Raw genomic sequence first — 14,339 nt, 5'->3', positions numbered from 1 at the left:
TCGAAGTCCTCACCAGATAGGGCGCCCCGGCGGCCTTTGCGAGGCCGCCGTGGTCGCAAAGCTAAGCTCAGGCCTCTTCGGCCGGGGCTTCCTTCTTGGTGGTGGTGACCTTGCCGCCCGCCTTTTCGACGGCTTCACGGGCCGCGGCGGAGGCGGAATAGACGGTGATGTCGATCTTCGACTTGATCTCGCCCTTGCCGAGCAGGCGCAGGCCGTCCTTGGCGCGGCGCACGACGCCGGCGGCGATCAGGACGTCGGCGTCCATGGCCTTCTTGGCGTCGAGCTTGCCGGCGGCGATCGCCTGCTCCAGGCGCCACAGGTTCACCTCGGCGAAGTCCTTGCGGAAGATGTTGTTGAAGCCGCGCTTGGGCATGCGCATGTGCAGCGGCATCTGGCCGCCTTCGAAGCCGGCGATGGCGACGCCGGAGCGCGCCTTCTGGCCTTTCACGCCGCGACCGGCGGTCTTGCCCTTGCCCGAGCCCGGGCCGCGGCCGACGCGCATGCGGCCCTTGGTGGAGCCTTCACGCGGCGAAAGTTCGTTGAGCTTGGTCATGTGCCTCTCCTTGGAGATCTGGCGCCGGGGCGAGACCCCGACTCGGCTTGATGTGACGTGGATCGAGGGCCGAAGGCCTTAGCCTTCGACGATCTCGATCATGTGGGCGACCTTGGCGATCATGCCGCGCACCGAGGGGGTGTCCTCGAGCGTGGAGACGCGGCCGGGGCGGTTGAGGCCCAGGCCGACCAGGGTCGCGCGCTGATCCTTCTTGCGGCGGATCGGGCTGCCGGTCTGGCGGACGGTGACTTTAGCCATCGAAGCTTATCCTTCCACGTCCGCGGCCGGCGTCGAAGCGCCGTCGGCGCGGCGGCCGATGACGTCCGAGACCTTCTTGCCGCGCTTGGCGGCGACCTGGCGGGGCGAAGACTGAGCCTTCAGCGCCTCGAAGGTCGCGCGCACCATGTTGTAGGGGTTCGACGAGCCGACCGACTTGCCGACCACGTCCTGCACGCCGAGCGTCTCCAGGACCGCGCGCATCGGGCCGCCGGCGATGACGCCGGTGCCGGGCGGCGCCGAGCGGACCATCACCTTGCCCGCGCCCCAGCGGCCGTTGCCGTCGTGGTGCAGGGTGCGGCTTTCGCGCAGCGGCACGCGGATCATCGTCTTCTTGGCTTCTTCGGTCGCCTTGCGGATGGCTTCCGGCACTTCGCGCGCCTTGCCATGACCGAAGCCGACGCGGCCCTTCTGGTCGCCGACCACCATCAAGGCGGCGAAGGAGAACCTGCGCCCGCCCTTCACGGTGGCGGCCACGCGGTTGATGTGGACCAACTTTTCGACGATGTCGCTGTCGCGTTCTTCTTCGCGATTGTTGCGACCGCCGCGGTTGTCGTCTCTGCGAGCCATCTAGCGTTCCTTAGAAATTCAGGCCGGCTTCACGCGCGGCGTCAGCCAGCGCCTTCACCCGACCGTGATAGAGGTAGCCGCCGCGATCGAAGACCACGTCCTTGACGCCCTTGTCGATGGCGCGTTGGGCGACGAGCGCGCCCACGCGGGCCGCGGCGTCCTTGTCGGCGCCCTTCTTGGTCTTCTCGCCGCTTTCCAGCGACGAGGCGGCCGCCAGCGTCACGCCGCGCTCATCGTCGATGACCTGGGCGTAGATGTTCTTCGACGAACGGAAGACCGACAGGCGCGGACGCCCGTTGGCCAGCTTGCGCAGACGGGTGCGCGTGCGTTGCGCGCGCTTCTGCGATGAATCACGGGAGGAAAGGGCCATGGCCTACTTCTTCTTGCCTTCCTTGCGGCGGACCTGCTCGCCGGCGTAGCGCACGCCCTTGCCCTTGTAGGGCTCGGGCGGACGGATACGGCGGATGCGGGCGGCGGTTTCGCCGACCTGCTGCTTGTCGATGCCGGAAATCTTGATTTCAGTCTGCTTGGGCACGGCGAAGCTGATCCCGGCCGGGGCCGGAATGTCGACGTCGTGGCTGAAGCCGAGCTGCATGGAGAGCGCCTGGCCCTTCATCGCCGCGCGGTAACCCACGCCCACCAGCTCGAGCGTGCGCTCGAAGCCCGTGGTGACGCCGGTCACCATGTTGGCGACCAGGGTCCGCGAGAGGCCCCACATGGCCTGGGCGCGCTGGCCCTCGACGCGCTTGCCGAGCGTCAGTTCGCCGTTCGCCTGGCTCACTTCGATCTCTTCGGCGACCGTCCAGGAAAGCTGCCCCTTGGGGCCTTTCACCGTGACCGTCTGACCTTCGACGGTCACCGTCACTCCCGCAGGAATGGCGACCGCCTTCTTTCCGATACGAGACATATCAGTAGACCCGGCAGAGGACTTCGCCGCCCACGTTCGCGTCGCGCGCGGCGGTGTCCGACATGACGCCCTTGGGCGTCGACAGGATCGAGATCCCGAGGCCGTTCTTCACCGGCTTCAGGTCCTTGATCGACGAATAGACGCGCCGGCCGGGCTTGGAGATGCGGGCGATGTCGACGATGACGGGAGCGCCATCGAAGTACTTCAGCTCGATCTCGAATTCCGGGAAGGCGCCAGGCTTTTCCACCAGGTGGTAGCCGCGGATGTAGCCTTCGTCGGTGAGCACGTCGAGGAGACGGGCGCGCATCTTCGACGCGGGCGTCATCACCTTCGAGCGGCCGCGGGTGGCGGCGTTCTTGATGCGGGCGATCAGATCGCCGATGGGGTCGTTGACCATTGCGGGACCCTCCTACCAGCTCGACTTGACGAGGCCGGGGATCAGCCCGTGCGACCCGAGGTCACGCAGGGAGATCCGGCTCATCTTCAGCTTGCGGTAGTAGGCGCGCGGACGACCAGTCACCAGGCACCGGTTACGGATGCGGGTCTTGGACGAACTGCGCGGCAATTCCGCCAGCTTCAGCCGGGCTTCAAAACGTTCTTCCAGCGGCAGGCTCTCGTTGTTGGCGACAGCCTTAAGCTCGAGACGCTTAGCGGCGTATTGCTTGACGAGGGCCTGGACCCGCAGGTTGCGGTTGACGGCGCTTTTCTTGGCCATGTGCTCTTTCTTTCCCGCTTACGCTTGCGCGATGACGAACGGGAACTGGAATTCCTTCAGAAGCGCGCGCGCCTCGTCATCGGTCCTCGCAGTGGTGGTGACGATGATGTCCATGCCCCACATCTGGTCGATCTCGTCGTAGTTGATCTCCGGGAACACGATGTGTTCGCGCAGACCGAGGGCGTAGTTGCCCCGACCGTCGAAAGAGGTGGGCTTCAGGCCCCGGAAGTCCTTCACCCGCGGCAGGGCCACGGTGATCAGGCGATCCAGGAACTCGTACATGCGGTCCGCGCGAAGGGTCACCTTGGCGCCGATCACCATGCCTTCGCGTAGCTTGAAGCCGGCGATGGAGGTGCGCGCCTTGGTGGGCACGGGCTTCTGGCCGGCGATCTTCGCCAGGTCGGCCATGGCCGCGTTGACCTTCTTGGAGTCGGCCACCGATTCGCCGATGCCCATGTTCAGGACGATCTTGTCCAGCTTGGGGATCTGCATCTCATTGGTGTAGCCGAACTGGTCCTTCAGGGCCTTGCGGATCCGGGTCCGGTAGTCGGACTTCAGCCGCGGTTCGTAAGCTTGATCAGCCATTGATCACCTCGCCGGTCGTCTTGGCGAAACGGACCTTCTTGTCGCCGTCCATGCGGAAGCCGACGCGGGTCGCCTTCCCCTTGGAGTCGACGACGGCCACGTTCGACACGTGAAGCGGCGCTTCCTTGTTCTTGATGCCGCCCTGGGGATCGCCCTGCGACGGCCGGGTGTGGCGCTGAACCATGTTCAGGCCGTCGACCAGCACGCGGGATTCCTTCGGGAACACCTTGGAGACCGCGCCTTGGCGGCCCTTGTCCTTGCCGGTGAGGACCACGACGCGGTCCCCTTTTCTGATCTTCGCCGCCATCACAGCACCTCAGGGGCGAGCGAAATGATCTTCATGTGGTTCTTGGCGCGCAGTTCGCGGGGAACCGGGCCGAAGATCCGCGTGCCGATCGGCTCGCTTTGCTTGTTCACGATCACCGCCGCGTTCTTGTCGAAGCGGATAACCGAACCGTCCTTGCGCTTGATGGCCGAGCTCGTGCGGACGACGATGGCTTGCAGCACATCGCCCTTCTTCACGCGGCCGCGCGGAATGGCTTCCTTCACGGAGACCACGATCTTGTCACCGACGCCGGCATAACGGCGCCCCGCGCCGCCCAGCACCTTGATGCACATGACTCGGCGTGCGCCGGAGTTGTCGGCGACTTCCAGGTTAGTTTGCATCTGGATCATAGGTTCTGATCCCTTACGCTGCCTGGTCGGCGCCGCCCTTGGGCAGCACCTCCCAAGTCTTGGTTTTCGACTTCGGCGCGCACTCGATGATGCGGGCGTTGTCCCCGGCCTTGTAGGCGTTGGTTTCGTCGTGGGCGTGGTACTTCTTGGACCGGCGGACGGTCTTCTTCAGCACCGGATGCAGGAAGGTCCGCTCGACCTTCACCACCACCGTCTTGTCGCCCTTATCGGAAACGACAACGCCTTCGAGAATTCGTTTGGGCATCTGTCAGTCTCCTCAGGCCTGTGCCTGCTTGGTCCGCAGGTGGGTCTTGATGCGCGCGATATCCTTGCGCACCTGATCCACGCGGTGGGTCTTCTCGATCTGGCCGGTCGCCTTCTGGAAGCGCAGGTTGAACTGCTCCTTCTTCAGGTTGATCAGGCTTTCGGCCAGCTGGTCGGGCGTCAGCCCGCGAACTTCATCGATCTTCATCACGCGTGCTCCGCGACGGCGTCGATGCGGGTGACGATGCGGGTCTTCACCGGAAGCTTGGCCGCGCCGAGGCGCAGGGCTTCGCGGGCCACGTCGTCAGGCACGCCGTCGATTTCAAACATGATCCGGCCCGGGTGGACGCGCGCGGCCCAGTACTCGACCGCGCCCTTGCCCTTGCCCATCCGCACTTCGGCCGGCTTGTCGGTGACCGGCACGTCGGGGAAGATCCGGATCCACACCCGGCCCTGGCGCTTCATCTGACGCGTGATCGCGCGGCGGGCCGCCTCGATCTGACGCGCGGTGACCCGCTCGGGCTCGACCGACTTCAGGCCATAGGAGCCGAAGTTCAGCGTGAAGCCGCTCTTGGCAAGACCATGGATCTTGCCCTTGAACTGCTTGCGGTACTTGGTCTTTTTCGGAGACAGCATCTGATCGGCCCTTACGCGTTCGCCTGCTCGCGCCGATCGCGGCGCGGGCCGCGGTCGGGACGATCGCCAGCGCGGTCACGACCGCCGCCTTCACCCGCGGGCCCGCTTTCGCCGGCCAGACGCTTATCCAGCGCCATCGGGTCGTGCTCGAGCACCTCGCCTTTGAACACCCACACCTTCACGCCGATGATGCCGTAGGTGGTCTTGGCCTCGGTGAAGCCGTAGTCGATGTCGGCGCGAAGCGTGTGCAGCGGCACCCGGCCCTCGCGGTACCATTCCATCCGCGCGATTTCCGCGCCGCCCAGGCGGCCGGAGACGTTGATGCGGACGCCCTTGGCGCCAAGGCGCATGGCCGACTGCATCGAGCGCTTCATGGCGCGGCGGAAGGCCACGCGGCGTTCGAGCTGCTGGGCGATGTTCTCGGCGATCAGCTGGGCGTCGGTCTCGGGCTTGCGGATCTCGACGATGTTCAGGTGAACCTCGCCATCCGTCATCGCCGCGATGTCCTTGCGCAGCTTGTCGATGTCCGCGCCCTTCTTGCCGATGATCACGCCGGGGCGCGCGGCATAGATGGTGATGCGGCACTTCTTGTGCGGACGCTCGATGGTGATGCGCGAGACGCCGGCCTGGTAGAGGCGCTTCTTCAGCGCGCGCCGGACCTTGATGTCCTCGTGCAGCAGCTTGCCGTAGTCGGCGCCGTCGGCGAACCAGCGGCTGTCCCACGTGCGGTTGATGCCGAGCCGAAGCCCGATCGGATTGACTTTCTGACCCATCAGGCAGCCTCACCCAGTTCGCGGACCACGATGGTGATCTCGCTGAACGGCTTCTCGATACGCGAAGCCCTGCCCCGCGCGCGGGCGGAGAAGCGCTTCATCACCAGGTTCTTGCCCACGTAGGCCTCGGCGACGACCAGGGAGTCGATGTCGAGGTTGTGGTTGTTCTCGGCGTTGGAGATCGCCGAATAGAGCGCCTTGCGGACGTCGCTGGCGATGCGCTTGTGGCTGAACTCGAGCTCGTTCAGCGCCCGCTGGACCTTGAGGCCGCGGATCGACTGGGCGACCAGGTTCAGCTTGCGCGCGCTGGTCCGCAGGGTGCGGACCTTCGCCATCGCTTCGATGCCGGCCAGTCGGCGAACTTTCTTCGTCTGCGACATGGCTACTTCCTCTTGGCCTTCTTGTCGGCGGCGTGGCCGGGGAAGAAGCGGGTGGGCGCGAACTCGCCCAGCTTCATGCCGACCATGTCTTCCGACACGTGCACGGGGACGTGCTTCTGGCCGTTGTGCACGCCGAACGTGAGACCCACGAACTGCGGCATGATGGTGGAGCGGCGCGACCAGGTCTTGATCACGTCCTTGCGGCCAGAGCCTTGGACGGCCTCGGCCTTCTTGAGCAGGTATCCGTCGACGAACGGACCTTTCCAGACTGAGCGGGTCATCGCTTAGCGAGCCTTCCTGGCATGACGTGACCGGATGATGAACTTGTCGGTCGTCTTGTTCGTACGAGTCTTGGCGCCCTTGGTCGGCTTGCCCCACGGGGTGACCGGGTTACGGCCGCCGGAGGTCTTGCCTTCGCCGCCGCCGTGCGGGTGGTCGACCGGGTTCATGGCGACGCCGCGGACGTGGGGCCTGCGGCCCTTGTGACGATTGCGGCCGGCCTTGCCCATGACCTCGTTCATGTGGTCGGGGTTCGACACCGCGCCCACCGTGGCCATGCAGCCGTCCGGCACCATGCGCAGCTCGCCCGAGTTCAGGCGGATCTGGGCGTAGCCGGCGTCGCGGCCGACGAGCTGGGCGTAGGTCCCGGCGGAGCGGGCGATCTGGCCGCCCTTCAGGGGCTTCAGCTCGACGTTGTGGATGATGGTGCCGATCGGCATGCCGCGCAGCGGCATGGCGTTGCCGGGCTTCACGTCGGCCTTTTCGGCCGCGATCACCTGGTCGCCGACCTTCAGCCGTTGCGGAGCCAGGATGTAGGCCAGCTCCTCGTCGGCATATTTGATCAGCGCGATGAACGCCGTGCGGTTGGGGTCGTACTCCAGGCGCTCGACCGTGCCGACCATGTCGAACTTGCGGCGCTTGAAATCGATCTTGCGGTAGAGGCGCTTGGCGCCGCCGCCGCGGAAACGCACCGCGATGCGACCGCCGCCGCCACGTCCGCCGGACTTGGTCAGGCCCTCGACGAGGGACTTCACAGGCCCGCCCTTGTGGAGCTCGGACTTGTCCACCAGCACCAGCTGGCGGCGACCGGGAGAGGTCGGGTTATATTGCTTCAAGGCCATCGGATCAGAGCCCCGTGGTGATGTCGATCGACTGGCCTTCGGCCAGGGTCACGACAGCTTTCTTGACGTCGGAACGCCGGCCCTTGATGCCGCGGAACCGCTTGGTCTTGCCCTTGACGTTCAGGGTGTTGACCTTGGTGACGTTCACTTTGAACAGCGCCTCGACGGCCGCCGCGATCTCGTCCTTCGTGCTGTCGCCAGCGACGCGGAAGACGACCTTGTTGTGCTCGGAGAGCAGCGTGGCCTTTTCGGTGATCACCGGCGACAGGATGGTGTCGTAGTGACGGGCGGTGGGTTGCTCAGCCATTACGCGGCCTCCTTAACGAAGCGCGCCTGGATCGCTTCGACCGCGTCCTTGGTGAGCACCAGGGTGCGGCGGCGCAGCACGTCATAGACGTTGAGGCCGGCGTTCGGCAGCACGTCCACATTCGGGATGTTGCGCGCGGCCAGGCCGAAGTTCTTGTCGACCTCGACCCCGCCGATGACCAGGGCGTGGGTGATGCCGATGGCGCCGAGCTGGGTGCGCAGGGCCGCCGTCTTGGCGTCCTTGAGCGTCAGGGTGTCGACGACGATCAGCGAACCGTCCTTGGCCTTGGAGGAGAGCGCGTGACGCAGGGCGAGCGCGCGGACCTTCTTGGGCAGACCGAAGGCGTGGCTGCGGACCACGGGCCCGTGGGCCCGGGCGCCGCCGACGAACTGAGCCGCCCGGCGCGAACCGTGACGGGCGCCGCCGGTGCCCTTCTGCTTGTACATCTTCTTCGAGGTCCGCGAGACTTCGTTGCGGACCTGGACCTTGTGGGTGCCGGCGCGGCGCTTGGCGAGTTGCCAGGTCACCATGCGCTGCAGGATGTCGCCGCGAATGTCGGCGATCCCGAAGATGTCGTCGGAAAGCTCGATCGAGCCGCTCTTCCCGCCGTCCAGTTTGATGACGTCGAGTTTCATCAGGCTTCTTCCCCGGCTTCCGGCGCTTCCGCGGCCGGGGCTTCGGTTTCGGAGGCTTCAGCCGTCGGCGCTTCGGCTTCCGGAGCCGCGCTCACGGCGGGTTCCTCGGCGGCGGGCGCTTCAGCGGCAGGCGCTTCGGCTTCGGCGGCGGCTTCGACGACCGTGGGCTCTTCCTCGGCGGCGGGAGCCTTGGGCTCTTCACCGGCCTTGCGGAAGGCGCCCGGCGTCGGAATGTCCTTGGGGGCGGCCATCTTCACCGCGTCGCGGATCTTCACGAAGTCGCCTTCGGTGCCGGGAACGGCGCCCTTCACCAGGATCAGGCCGCGTTCGACATCGACGCGCCAGACGGTGAGGTTGAGGGTGGTGACGGTTTCCTGGCCGAGGTGGCCGGCCATCTTCTTGCCCTTGAAGGTCTTGCCCGGATCCTGGCGCTGGCCGGTCGAGCCGTGGGCCCGGTGGGAGACGGACACCCCGTGGGTGGCCCGCATGCCGCCGAAGTTCCAGCGCTTCATGGCGCCCTGGAAGCCCTTGCCGACCGTCACGCCGGTCACGTCGATCTTCTGGCCCGGGAGGTAGTGGTCGGCGGTGAACTCGGCGCCCACGTCGATCAGCATGTCCTCGGAGACCCGGAACTCCGCGATCGTGCGCTTCGGCTCGACTTCCGCCTTGGCGAAGTGGCCGCGCATGGCCTTGGAGGTGTTCTTGGGTTTCTTCGCGCCCGCGCCCAGCTGGAGGGCCACGTAGCCGTCCTTGTCCTGGGTGCGCTGGGCGACGACCTGACAGCCCTCGAGGCTGAGCACGGTCACCGGCACATGGGTTCCCGCTTCATCGAAGAAGCGCGCCATGCCCAGCTTTTTGGCGATTACGCCAGTTCGCATCGGATCAATCCCCTTAGAGCTTGATCTCGACGTCCACGCCGGCGGACAGGTCGAGCTTCATCAGCGCGTCCACGGTCTGCGGGGTGGGGTCGACGATATCGAGCACGCGCTTGTGCGTGCGGATTTCGAACTGCTCGCGCGACTTCTTGTCGATGTGCGGCGAGCGGTTGACGGTGAATTTCTCGATGCGCGTCGGCAGCGGGATGGGCCCGCGCACGGTCGCGCCAGTTCTCTTGGCCGTGTTGACGATCTCGCGCGTGGAATGGTCCAGCACGCGGTGGTCAAACGCCTTGAGGCGGATGCGGATGTTCTGACGATCCATATCGCTCTTTTCGTTCCCTACAGACGACGAACCGTCCGCGTGATCTCGACCATTTCAAAGACCAACCCGAACTCTCAAGTGAGAGCCCGTACGCGTAAGTCCGCAAAAACGACTTAGGCCCACGCGATACCCGCGAGGGCCTGTGCCGAGGCGCTGGTGAGAGCACTGCCTCAGCTCGTTCTGCGGACCGCGTCTAGCCCGAGAGCTACAGCCGGTCCAACAGGAGGCGCGTCATTACCGGTTCGACTCGGTGGCGTCAAGGGCGCGGGGGCCGGTTTTCGGCCGCCCGCCGTTGCCCGAAGTCAGTCGCCGATGGTCACGCCGCCGGAGCCCATGACGGTCTTGGAGATCGGGCCCCTGACCTCGCGGATCCGGATGTCGCCGGACCCGGCGATGCGGGCCTTCACGCTGTCGGCGACGCCGCGGAAGTCGACGTCGCCGGAGCCGGCCACCGCCACGCTCAGGGTCGGCGTGTGACCGGCGGCCACTTTCACGTCGCCGGAGCCGGCCACGTGGACGTCCAGGGGACCTGAGACCGAGGCCACGGTCACGTCGCCGGAGCCGGCGATATCGACGTCGAGGCCGCCGCGGATGTCACCCACGGCGGTGTCGCCGGAGCCGGCCACCCGGATCTTCGCCTCGGCGGCCGACCCGGCGCGGGTGTCGCCCGATCCGGCCTGGCTGATCCGCATGGCGCCTTCGACATTGCCGACGGTCCAGTCGCCGCAGCCGGCGTTGCCGAGCTTGAGGCTGGCCGAGCGGCCGACCGAGCCCCAGACGGCGTCGCCCACGTCGACGTCGACGTCTCGCGGCGTATGGATCACCACCTGGGGCATCTCCCGCCAGGAGACGTCGCCGACCCCTCGGACATGGACGCTGACGTTCTCGCCCGAGCCGCGGCACCCGCGGACCCGGCGGCCGAGCCGGCCATCGACGATGGTGCGGCCCGCGAAGGTGCGCACCTCCAGCGGCAGCTGCGAATTGGCCTGGATGATATCGACCTTGATGTCGGTGCGGTTCTCCGGGACTACCGTCACCCGGGCCACGGCGTCTTTCACCTCGACAGAGGCCGCGCTGGCGGCGCCGGCGGCGAGGGCCGCGGCCGCGGTGGCCGCCAGCATCAGGAAGATACGCATCTTTCGGTTCCTCTTGGTCTCTTGGGTCCGGGAGCGAGGTCGCAACGCGGCGTCAGCCGATCGTCACGTGCCCGCCGCCCGAGATGGATTTCGTCACCTGGCCGCTCACCGCCTTCACGCGGATGCCGCCGAAGCCGGAGATCGAGGCGTCGAGGCTTTCAGCCTGGCCGCCGAAGTCGACACCGCCGACCCCTGAGATCGAGGCCCGCAGCGCGCCCACGTGGCCCTGGGCGACCTTGATGTGGCCGACGCCGGAGAGGTGGGCCTGCATGGCGCCGCTGAGGTCGTCGATGGTCACCCCGCCCGCACCCGAGACGGTCGCGTCCAGGCCCTGGCGGACCTGGGTGGCGTGGACGTTGCCGGCCCCGGAGAGCCGGATGTCGAGCTTGCCGGCCGAGCCCATCCGCACGGAGCCGGCGCCGGATTCGCGCAGGGCCACGTCGCCCGCGATGTCGGCGAGGGTCCAGCCGCTGCAGCCGGAATTCTCCAGGTCGAGGCTCGCCGCGCGGCCGATCGAGCCATAGACCGCCCCGCCCGCCGAAATCGCCACCGCCTTGGGCGTGCGGATCACCACCTGCGGCATGTCCTTGAAGTCGACGATGCCGATCCCGCCGACCCAGGCGGTCGGATGGTCGCCTCGGGAATGGCAGTCGTGGATGCGATGCCAGAGGTTGCCCGAGATGATGGTCTCCGAGCCCTGGGTCCTGACCTCCAGCGGCAGCTTCGAATTGGTGGTCAGGATCTCCACCTTCACGTCGGCGCGGTCCTCGGGGATCACCGTGACGCGGACGACCGCGTCCCTGATCTCGACGGAGGGCGCGGCGGCGGCGGCGCCCGCCGTGGTCAAGGCCGCCGCGGCCGCCAGCAGCGCGATCGCAAAACGCATGGTCTGATCCCCAATCTCAAATCCTGGCGCGGAAGCTAGCCCTGCGTTGCAGTCGAAGCAGCTTAATTCGCGGTCATGACTTGGCTGTCATGAGCAGCCTTTCCTCGCGGGCGGGCGCCTTCAACTTGGCCGGGGCGCGCTGGGCGGCCCGCGATCGGCCCGCACTGCGATCCGCGTCTCGGCCGGCTTCAGATCCGGGGCCTTTGCACGCAGCGCCAGCACGCCTGCCCCGCCCGCCTCGCTCTGCACGATCACCTGCGCCAGGCCGTTGTAGAGCCTGCGGGCGTTCCCCTTCTCCGGCTCGTGGCTGTTGGCGTCGCCGTTGCCCAGGCCGATGATCCGCCCGCCCGTGATCTCAAAAGCGACGGGGAGGTTCGCCGTCGGGACCGGTCGGCCTTGGGCGTCCAGCGCCTCGACCGTCACCGGCATGGCGTCCCGCCCATCCCCGGCCAGGCCGATCCGGTCCGGCGTCAGGCGCAGGGCGACGGGCGCGCCGGTGGTTTCCACCACAGCGTGGGCGACCACCCTCCCCGCGGTCTTGCCCACCGCCTCCAGCCGACCGGGCGCATAGGCTACCTGCCATTCGTTCATCTCGAACGGATCGACCTTCTGCTCGCCGATCAGCTTGCCGTTGAGGATCAAGGCCACGGTCTCGGTGTTGGCCATGGCCACGACGCGTATCTTCTGGCCCTCGCGGCCTGGCCAGTTCCAGTGCGGGATCAGATGCAGGATCGGGCGGTCCTTCACCCACTGCGCCTGGTGGATGTAGAAGGCCGCCTTCTCGAAGCCGCAGAGGTCCATGATCCCGAAGGATGAGCTCGCGGTGGGCCATTCGAAGGGCTGCGGCTCGCCGCGGTAGTCGAACCCGGTCCAGACGAAGGCGCCGGCGACGAAGGGCCGGGTCGCGACCGCTTTCCACGCCGCCCGGTGCGTCGCCCCCCAAGGCTGCGCCTCGTCGTCGTAGGAGGTCAGGACGTGCCGCCCCTTGCGGTCGCTGAGGTATTCGCCCCGCGTCGACACCGCCGATGTGTCCTCGGAACTGGTCATCGGCTTGGTGGGGTTGGCCGCGTGGAACCGGTCGTAGGCCGAGATCTGATAGTTGAAGCCCACCACGTCGACCGCCTGGGAGACGTTCACGGCGTTGAACATGCCGCCGTTCATCGCCGCGGTGACCGGCCGGGTGGTGTCCAGGCTCTTCACCACCCGGGCCATGCGGCGGACCATCTCATAGCCCTCGCGGCGGCCCTGTAGCGGCTCCTCGTTGAACACCGACCAGAGGATCACGCTCGGATGGTTGCGGTCGCGCCGCACCATCCACTCCAGCATCCGCAGATAGTCGGCGCTGGTGTTGAAGAGCCGGTTCTCGTCCATCACCAGGAAGCCCAGCCGGTCGGCCGCATCGAGCAGCTCGCGGGTGGGCGCGTTGTGCGACGAGCGGATGGCGTTGCAGCCCAGCGCCTTCAGCCGCCGCAGCCGAAAGTCGATGATCGCGTCCGGCAGGGCGATACCGACGCCGGCGTGATCCTGGTGGATGCAGACGCCTTGGATCTTCACCGGCTTGTCGTTGAGGAAGAAGCCGCGGTCCGGATCGAACCTCTGGGTCCGGAAGCCGCAGAGCGTGGCCGCCTCATCCACCGCCGCTGCGCCAAGCCGGACGGTCGTGCGCACCTGATAGAGCGTCGGCGTCTCAATCGACCAGAGATGCGGCTGTACGACCTCCAGCGACAGGCGCGCCACGGACCGCTCGAGCGGCGCCACAGAGACGCTGGCGCGCCCCTGAGTGACCGGACGGCCCTCGGGGTCGACCAGCACCACCTCGATCTCGGCCTCGGCCACCGCCTCGCCGGTGTTGGCGACCGTGGCCTCCACGGGCAGGGTCCAGCGGCCGTCCGCCTCGCGGCGCGGATGGGCGTAGACGCCGTCGGTGATCAGATGGACCGGCGCGCGCTTGACCAGCCAGGTGTGGCGATAGACGCCGCCGCCCTCGTACCACCAGCCTTCCAGCGGATCGGCGTCGACCCTGACGGCGATGGCGTTCAACTCCTCCCCGAACCGGGCGAAGGCGGTGATATCGACGTAGATCGACGAATAGGCGCTGTAGCTGTGCGCCACGACGTTGCCGTTGAACCAGACGGTGGCGTTGGTCGCGACGCCGTCGAACTGCAGCTCCAGGTGCTTGCCCTGGTCGGCGGGGTCGAGCTTGAGGGTGCGGCGGTACCAGGCGACGCCTTTCGGCCGATAGCCCTGGGCGACATTGGCGCTCTCCTCGAACGGCCCCTCCACCACGAAGTCATGCGGCAGGTCGAGCTCGCGCCAGGACGAGGCGTCGTAGCGCAGGCCCGCCGCGCCGCCCGCCGCCCCGGCCTTGGTGCTGGCGTAGCTCTGGTCGCCGGTGTGGGGCACGGGCGCGGCCACGTCGCCGCGGTGGAAGCGCCAGCCGAGGTCGAGCGACAGCCGTTCGCCCGGCCCGCTCGCCGATAGTCCGCGTGGCTCCGGCGGCGGCGCCTTGGCCGCCGCGCCGGAGACACCGGGTCGCGCCAGGGCCGCGCCCGCCGCCGCCACGCCCGCGGCCTTCAGAAATCTCCGACGTTCCATGCTCGCCACCCTCTATCCGCCGGCTCATCGCGGCGGTTGGCGACAGGGTGACGGCGACGCCTGTTCCGGGCAAGCAAAAGGCCGCCGGGGTTATCCCCCGACGGCCTGATGGTCTTGGTCAGTGA

General features: G+C 67.4%; 23 protein-coding genes and 1 pseudogene. All 24 read right to left on the bottom strand.

Annotated elements, in window-relative coordinates; genetic code table 11:
* Positions 1-67 precede the first annotated feature (67 nt).
* The 24 genes and pseudogenes from rplO to galA all read right to left on the bottom strand — a co-directional run bounded on the left by rplO (position 68) and on the right by galA (position 14,214).
* A complete protein-coding gene (gene rplO, locus ACESMY_RS15990) occupies positions 68-553 on the bottom strand; it encodes a 50S ribosomal protein L15 (RefSeq protein WP_372785606.1) in 486 nt (161 codons plus the stop codon).
* Positions 554-631: 78 nt separating this feature from the next.
* Positions 632-811 (bottom strand): 50S ribosomal protein L30, encoded by a 180-nt coding sequence (gene rpmD / locus ACESMY_RS15985; protein WP_372785605.1) that lies wholly within the window; start codon positions 809-811, stop codon positions 632-634.
* A 6-nt stretch (positions 812-817) separates the two neighbouring features.
* Entirely contained in the window at positions 818-1,399 is a 582-nt protein-coding gene (gene rpsE / locus ACESMY_RS15980) for a 30S ribosomal protein S5 (RefSeq protein WP_372785604.1), read from the bottom strand.
* 10 nt (positions 1,400-1,409) lie between these two features.
* Positions 1,410-1,769, bottom strand: coding sequence for a 50S ribosomal protein L18 (gene rplR / locus ACESMY_RS15975; RefSeq protein ID WP_372785603.1), 360 nt, complete (start codon positions 1,767-1,769; stop codon positions 1,410-1,412).
* Positions 1,770-1,772: 3 nt separating this feature from the next.
* Positions 1,773-2,306 (bottom strand): 50S ribosomal protein L6, encoded by a 534-nt coding sequence (rplF, locus tag ACESMY_RS15970; RefSeq protein ID WP_372785602.1) that lies wholly within the window; start codon positions 2,304-2,306, stop codon positions 1,773-1,775.
* Position 2,307: 1 nt separating this feature from the next.
* Positions 2,308-2,703, bottom strand: a complete 396-nt coding sequence (rpsH, locus tag ACESMY_RS15965) for a 30S ribosomal protein S8 (protein WP_372785601.1) — start codon at positions 2,701-2,703, stop codon at positions 2,308-2,310.
* 12 nt (positions 2,704-2,715) lie between these two features.
* Positions 2,716-3,021, bottom strand: coding sequence for a 30S ribosomal protein S14 (gene rpsN / locus ACESMY_RS15960; RefSeq protein WP_372785600.1), 306 nt, complete (start codon positions 3,019-3,021; stop codon positions 2,716-2,718).
* 18 nt (positions 3,022-3,039) lie between these two features.
* Positions 3,040-3,606, bottom strand: a complete 567-nt coding sequence (rplE, locus tag ACESMY_RS15955; protein ID WP_372785599.1) for a 50S ribosomal protein L5 — start codon at positions 3,604-3,606, stop codon at positions 3,040-3,042.
* The gene (gene rplX / locus ACESMY_RS15950) at positions 3,599-3,913 is read right to left on the bottom strand and encodes a 50S ribosomal protein L24 (protein ID WP_372785598.1); all 315 of its coding nucleotides are present in this window, start codon (positions 3,911-3,913) and stop codon (positions 3,599-3,601) included. Before rplX ends, rplE begins: the two co-directional genes overlap by 8 nt.
* Positions 3,913-4,281, bottom strand: a complete 369-nt coding sequence (rplN, locus tag ACESMY_RS15945; RefSeq protein WP_056018090.1) for a 50S ribosomal protein L14 — start codon at positions 4,279-4,281, stop codon at positions 3,913-3,915. The genes rplX and rplN overlap by 1 nt, the downstream gene beginning before the upstream one ends.
* Positions 4,282-4,294: 13 nt before the next feature.
* Positions 4,295-4,546: a 30S ribosomal protein S17 gene (rpsQ, locus tag ACESMY_RS15940; RefSeq protein ID WP_372785597.1), complete on the bottom strand. Its 252-nt coding sequence runs from the start codon at positions 4,544-4,546 to the stop codon at positions 4,295-4,297.
* Between the two features lie 12 nt (positions 4,547-4,558).
* Positions 4,559-4,753 carry a 50S ribosomal protein L29 gene (gene rpmC / locus ACESMY_RS15935; RefSeq protein WP_309605675.1) on the bottom strand — a complete coding sequence of 65 codons (195 nt, stop codon included), beginning with the start codon at positions 4,751-4,753 and terminating at the stop codon, positions 4,559-4,561.
* Entirely contained in the window at positions 4,753-5,181 is a 429-nt protein-coding gene (rplP, locus tag ACESMY_RS15930) for a 50S ribosomal protein L16 (RefSeq protein WP_372785596.1), read from the bottom strand. The genes rpmC and rplP overlap by 1 nt, the downstream gene beginning before the upstream one ends.
* An 11-nt stretch (positions 5,182-5,192) precedes the next feature.
* Entirely contained in the window at positions 5,193-5,954 is a 762-nt protein-coding gene (rpsC, locus tag ACESMY_RS15925) for a 30S ribosomal protein S3 (protein ID WP_372785595.1), read from the bottom strand.
* Complete coding sequence (gene rplV, locus ACESMY_RS15920; protein WP_325553220.1) at positions 5,954-6,334, bottom strand: 50S ribosomal protein L22; 381 nt, start codon at positions 6,332-6,334, stop codon at positions 5,954-5,956. The genes rpsC and rplV overlap by 1 nt, the downstream gene beginning before the upstream one ends.
* Positions 6,335-6,336: 2 nt before the next feature.
* The gene (rpsS, locus tag ACESMY_RS15915) at positions 6,337-6,615 is read right to left on the bottom strand and encodes a 30S ribosomal protein S19 (protein ID WP_309605671.1); all 279 of its coding nucleotides are present in this window, start codon (positions 6,613-6,615) and stop codon (positions 6,337-6,339) included.
* A 3-nt stretch (positions 6,616-6,618) separates the two neighbouring features.
* Positions 6,619-7,455 (bottom strand): 50S ribosomal protein L2, encoded by an 837-nt coding sequence (gene rplB, locus ACESMY_RS15910; protein WP_372785594.1) that lies wholly within the window; start codon positions 7,453-7,455, stop codon positions 6,619-6,621.
* A gap of 4 nt (positions 7,456-7,459) precedes the next feature.
* Complete coding sequence (locus ACESMY_RS15905; RefSeq protein ID WP_372785593.1) at positions 7,460-7,762, bottom strand: 50S ribosomal protein L23; 303 nt, start codon at positions 7,760-7,762, stop codon at positions 7,460-7,462.
* Positions 7,762-8,397, bottom strand: coding sequence for a 50S ribosomal protein L4 (gene rplD / locus ACESMY_RS15900; RefSeq protein WP_372785592.1), 636 nt, complete (start codon positions 8,395-8,397; stop codon positions 7,762-7,764). Before rplD ends, ACESMY_RS15905 begins: the two co-directional genes overlap by 1 nt.
* Positions 8,398-8,531: 134 nt before the next feature.
* Positions 8,532-9,275: pseudogene (gene rplC, locus ACESMY_RS15895) on the bottom strand (50S ribosomal protein L3); the annotation flags it as partial.
* Positions 9,276-9,288: 13 nt separating this feature from the next.
* Positions 9,289-9,597 (bottom strand): 30S ribosomal protein S10, encoded by a 309-nt coding sequence (gene rpsJ, locus ACESMY_RS15890; RefSeq protein ID WP_012521787.1) that lies wholly within the window; start codon positions 9,595-9,597, stop codon positions 9,289-9,291.
* 302 nt (positions 9,598-9,899) lie between these two features.
* Positions 9,900-10,733: a GIN domain-containing protein gene (locus ACESMY_RS15885; RefSeq protein ID WP_372785591.1), complete on the bottom strand. Its 834-nt coding sequence runs from the start codon at positions 10,731-10,733 to the stop codon at positions 9,900-9,902.
* Between the two features lie 52 nt (positions 10,734-10,785).
* Positions 10,786-11,619 (bottom strand): hypothetical protein, encoded by an 834-nt coding sequence (locus tag ACESMY_RS15880; RefSeq protein WP_372785590.1) that lies wholly within the window; start codon positions 11,617-11,619, stop codon positions 10,786-10,788.
* A gap of 120 nt (positions 11,620-11,739) precedes the next feature.
* Positions 11,740-14,214, bottom strand: coding sequence for a beta-galactosidase GalA (gene galA, locus ACESMY_RS15875; protein ID WP_372785589.1), 2,475 nt, complete (start codon positions 14,212-14,214; stop codon positions 11,740-11,742).
* Positions 14,215-14,339 lie beyond the last annotated feature (125 nt).

Origin of the sequence: Phenylobacterium sp. (genome assembly GCF_041691455.1) — a bacterium.
GTDB lineage: Bacteria > Pseudomonadota > Alphaproteobacteria > Caulobacterales > Caulobacteraceae > Phenylobacterium.
This window is presented reverse-complemented; position numbering and strand designations above follow the sequence as displayed.

Coding starts and splice junctions, on each gene's coding strand:
- ACESMY_RS15905 (WP_372785593.1), bottom strand. CDS start 7,762: ATGGCTGAGCAACCCACCGCCCGTCACTACGACACCATCCTGTCGCCG.
- rplV (WP_325553220.1), bottom strand. CDS start 6,334: ATGTCGCAGACGAAGAAAGTTCGCCGACTGGCCGGCATCGAAGCGATG.
- galA (WP_372785589.1), bottom strand. CDS start 14,214: ATGGAACGTCGGAGATTTCTGAAGGCCGCGGGCGTGGCGGCGGCGGGC.
- rpsN (WP_372785600.1), bottom strand. CDS start 3,021: ATGGCCAAGAAAAGCGCCGTCAACCGCAACCTGCGGGTCCAGGCCCTC.
- rplX (WP_372785598.1), bottom strand. CDS start 3,913: ATGGCGGCGAAGATCAGAAAAGGGGACCGCGTCGTGGTCCTCACCGGC.
- rplE (WP_372785599.1), bottom strand. CDS start 3,606: ATGGCTGATCAAGCTTACGAACCGCGGCTGAAGTCCGACTACCGGACC.
- rplF (WP_372785602.1), bottom strand. CDS start 2,306: ATGTCTCGTATCGGAAAGAAGGCGGTCGCCATTCCTGCGGGAGTGACG.
- rpsH (WP_372785601.1), bottom strand. CDS start 2,703: ATGGTCAACGACCCCATCGGCGATCTGATCGCCCGCATCAAGAACGCC.
- rpsJ (WP_012521787.1), bottom strand. CDS start 9,597: ATGGATCGTCAGAACATCCGCATCCGCCTCAAGGCGTTTGACCACCGC.
- rplR (WP_372785603.1), bottom strand. CDS start 1,769: ATGGCCCTTTCCTCCCGTGATTCATCGCAGAAGCGCGCGCAACGCACG.
- ACESMY_RS15885 (WP_372785591.1), bottom strand. CDS start 10,733: ATGCGTATCTTCCTGATGCTGGCGGCCACCGCGGCCGCGGCCCTCGCC.
- rpsC (WP_372785595.1), bottom strand. CDS start 5,954: ATGGGTCAGAAAGTCAATCCGATCGGGCTTCGGCTCGGCATCAACCGC.
- rplP (WP_372785596.1), bottom strand. CDS start 5,181: ATGCTGTCTCCGAAAAAGACCAAGTACCGCAAGCAGTTCAAGGGCAAG.
- rpmC (WP_309605675.1), bottom strand. CDS start 4,753: ATGAAGATCGATGAAGTTCGCGGGCTGACGCCCGACCAGCTGGCCGAA.
- rpsQ (WP_372785597.1), bottom strand. CDS start 4,546: ATGCCCAAACGAATTCTCGAAGGCGTTGTCGTTTCCGATAAGGGCGAC.
- rplD (WP_372785592.1), bottom strand. CDS start 8,397: ATGAAACTCGACGTCATCAAACTGGACGGCGGGAAGAGCGGCTCGATC.
- rplB (WP_372785594.1), bottom strand. CDS start 7,455: ATGGCCTTGAAGCAATATAACCCGACCTCTCCCGGTCGCCGCCAGCTG.
- rplO (WP_372785606.1), bottom strand. CDS start 553: ATGACCAAGCTCAACGAACTTTCGCCGCGTGAAGGCTCCACCAAGGGC.
- ACESMY_RS15880 (WP_372785590.1), bottom strand. CDS start 11,619: ATGCGTTTTGCGATCGCGCTGCTGGCGGCCGCGGCGGCCTTGACCACG.
- rplN (WP_056018090.1), bottom strand. CDS start 4,281: ATGATCCAGATGCAAACTAACCTGGAAGTCGCCGACAACTCCGGCGCA.
- rpmD (WP_372785605.1), bottom strand. CDS start 811: ATGGCTAAAGTCACCGTCCGCCAGACCGGCAGCCCGATCCGCCGCAAG.
- rpsS (WP_309605671.1), bottom strand. CDS start 6,615: ATGACCCGCTCAGTCTGGAAAGGTCCGTTCGTCGACGGATACCTGCTC.
- rpsE (WP_372785604.1), bottom strand. CDS start 1,399: ATGGCTCGCAGAGACGACAACCGCGGCGGTCGCAACAATCGCGAAGAA.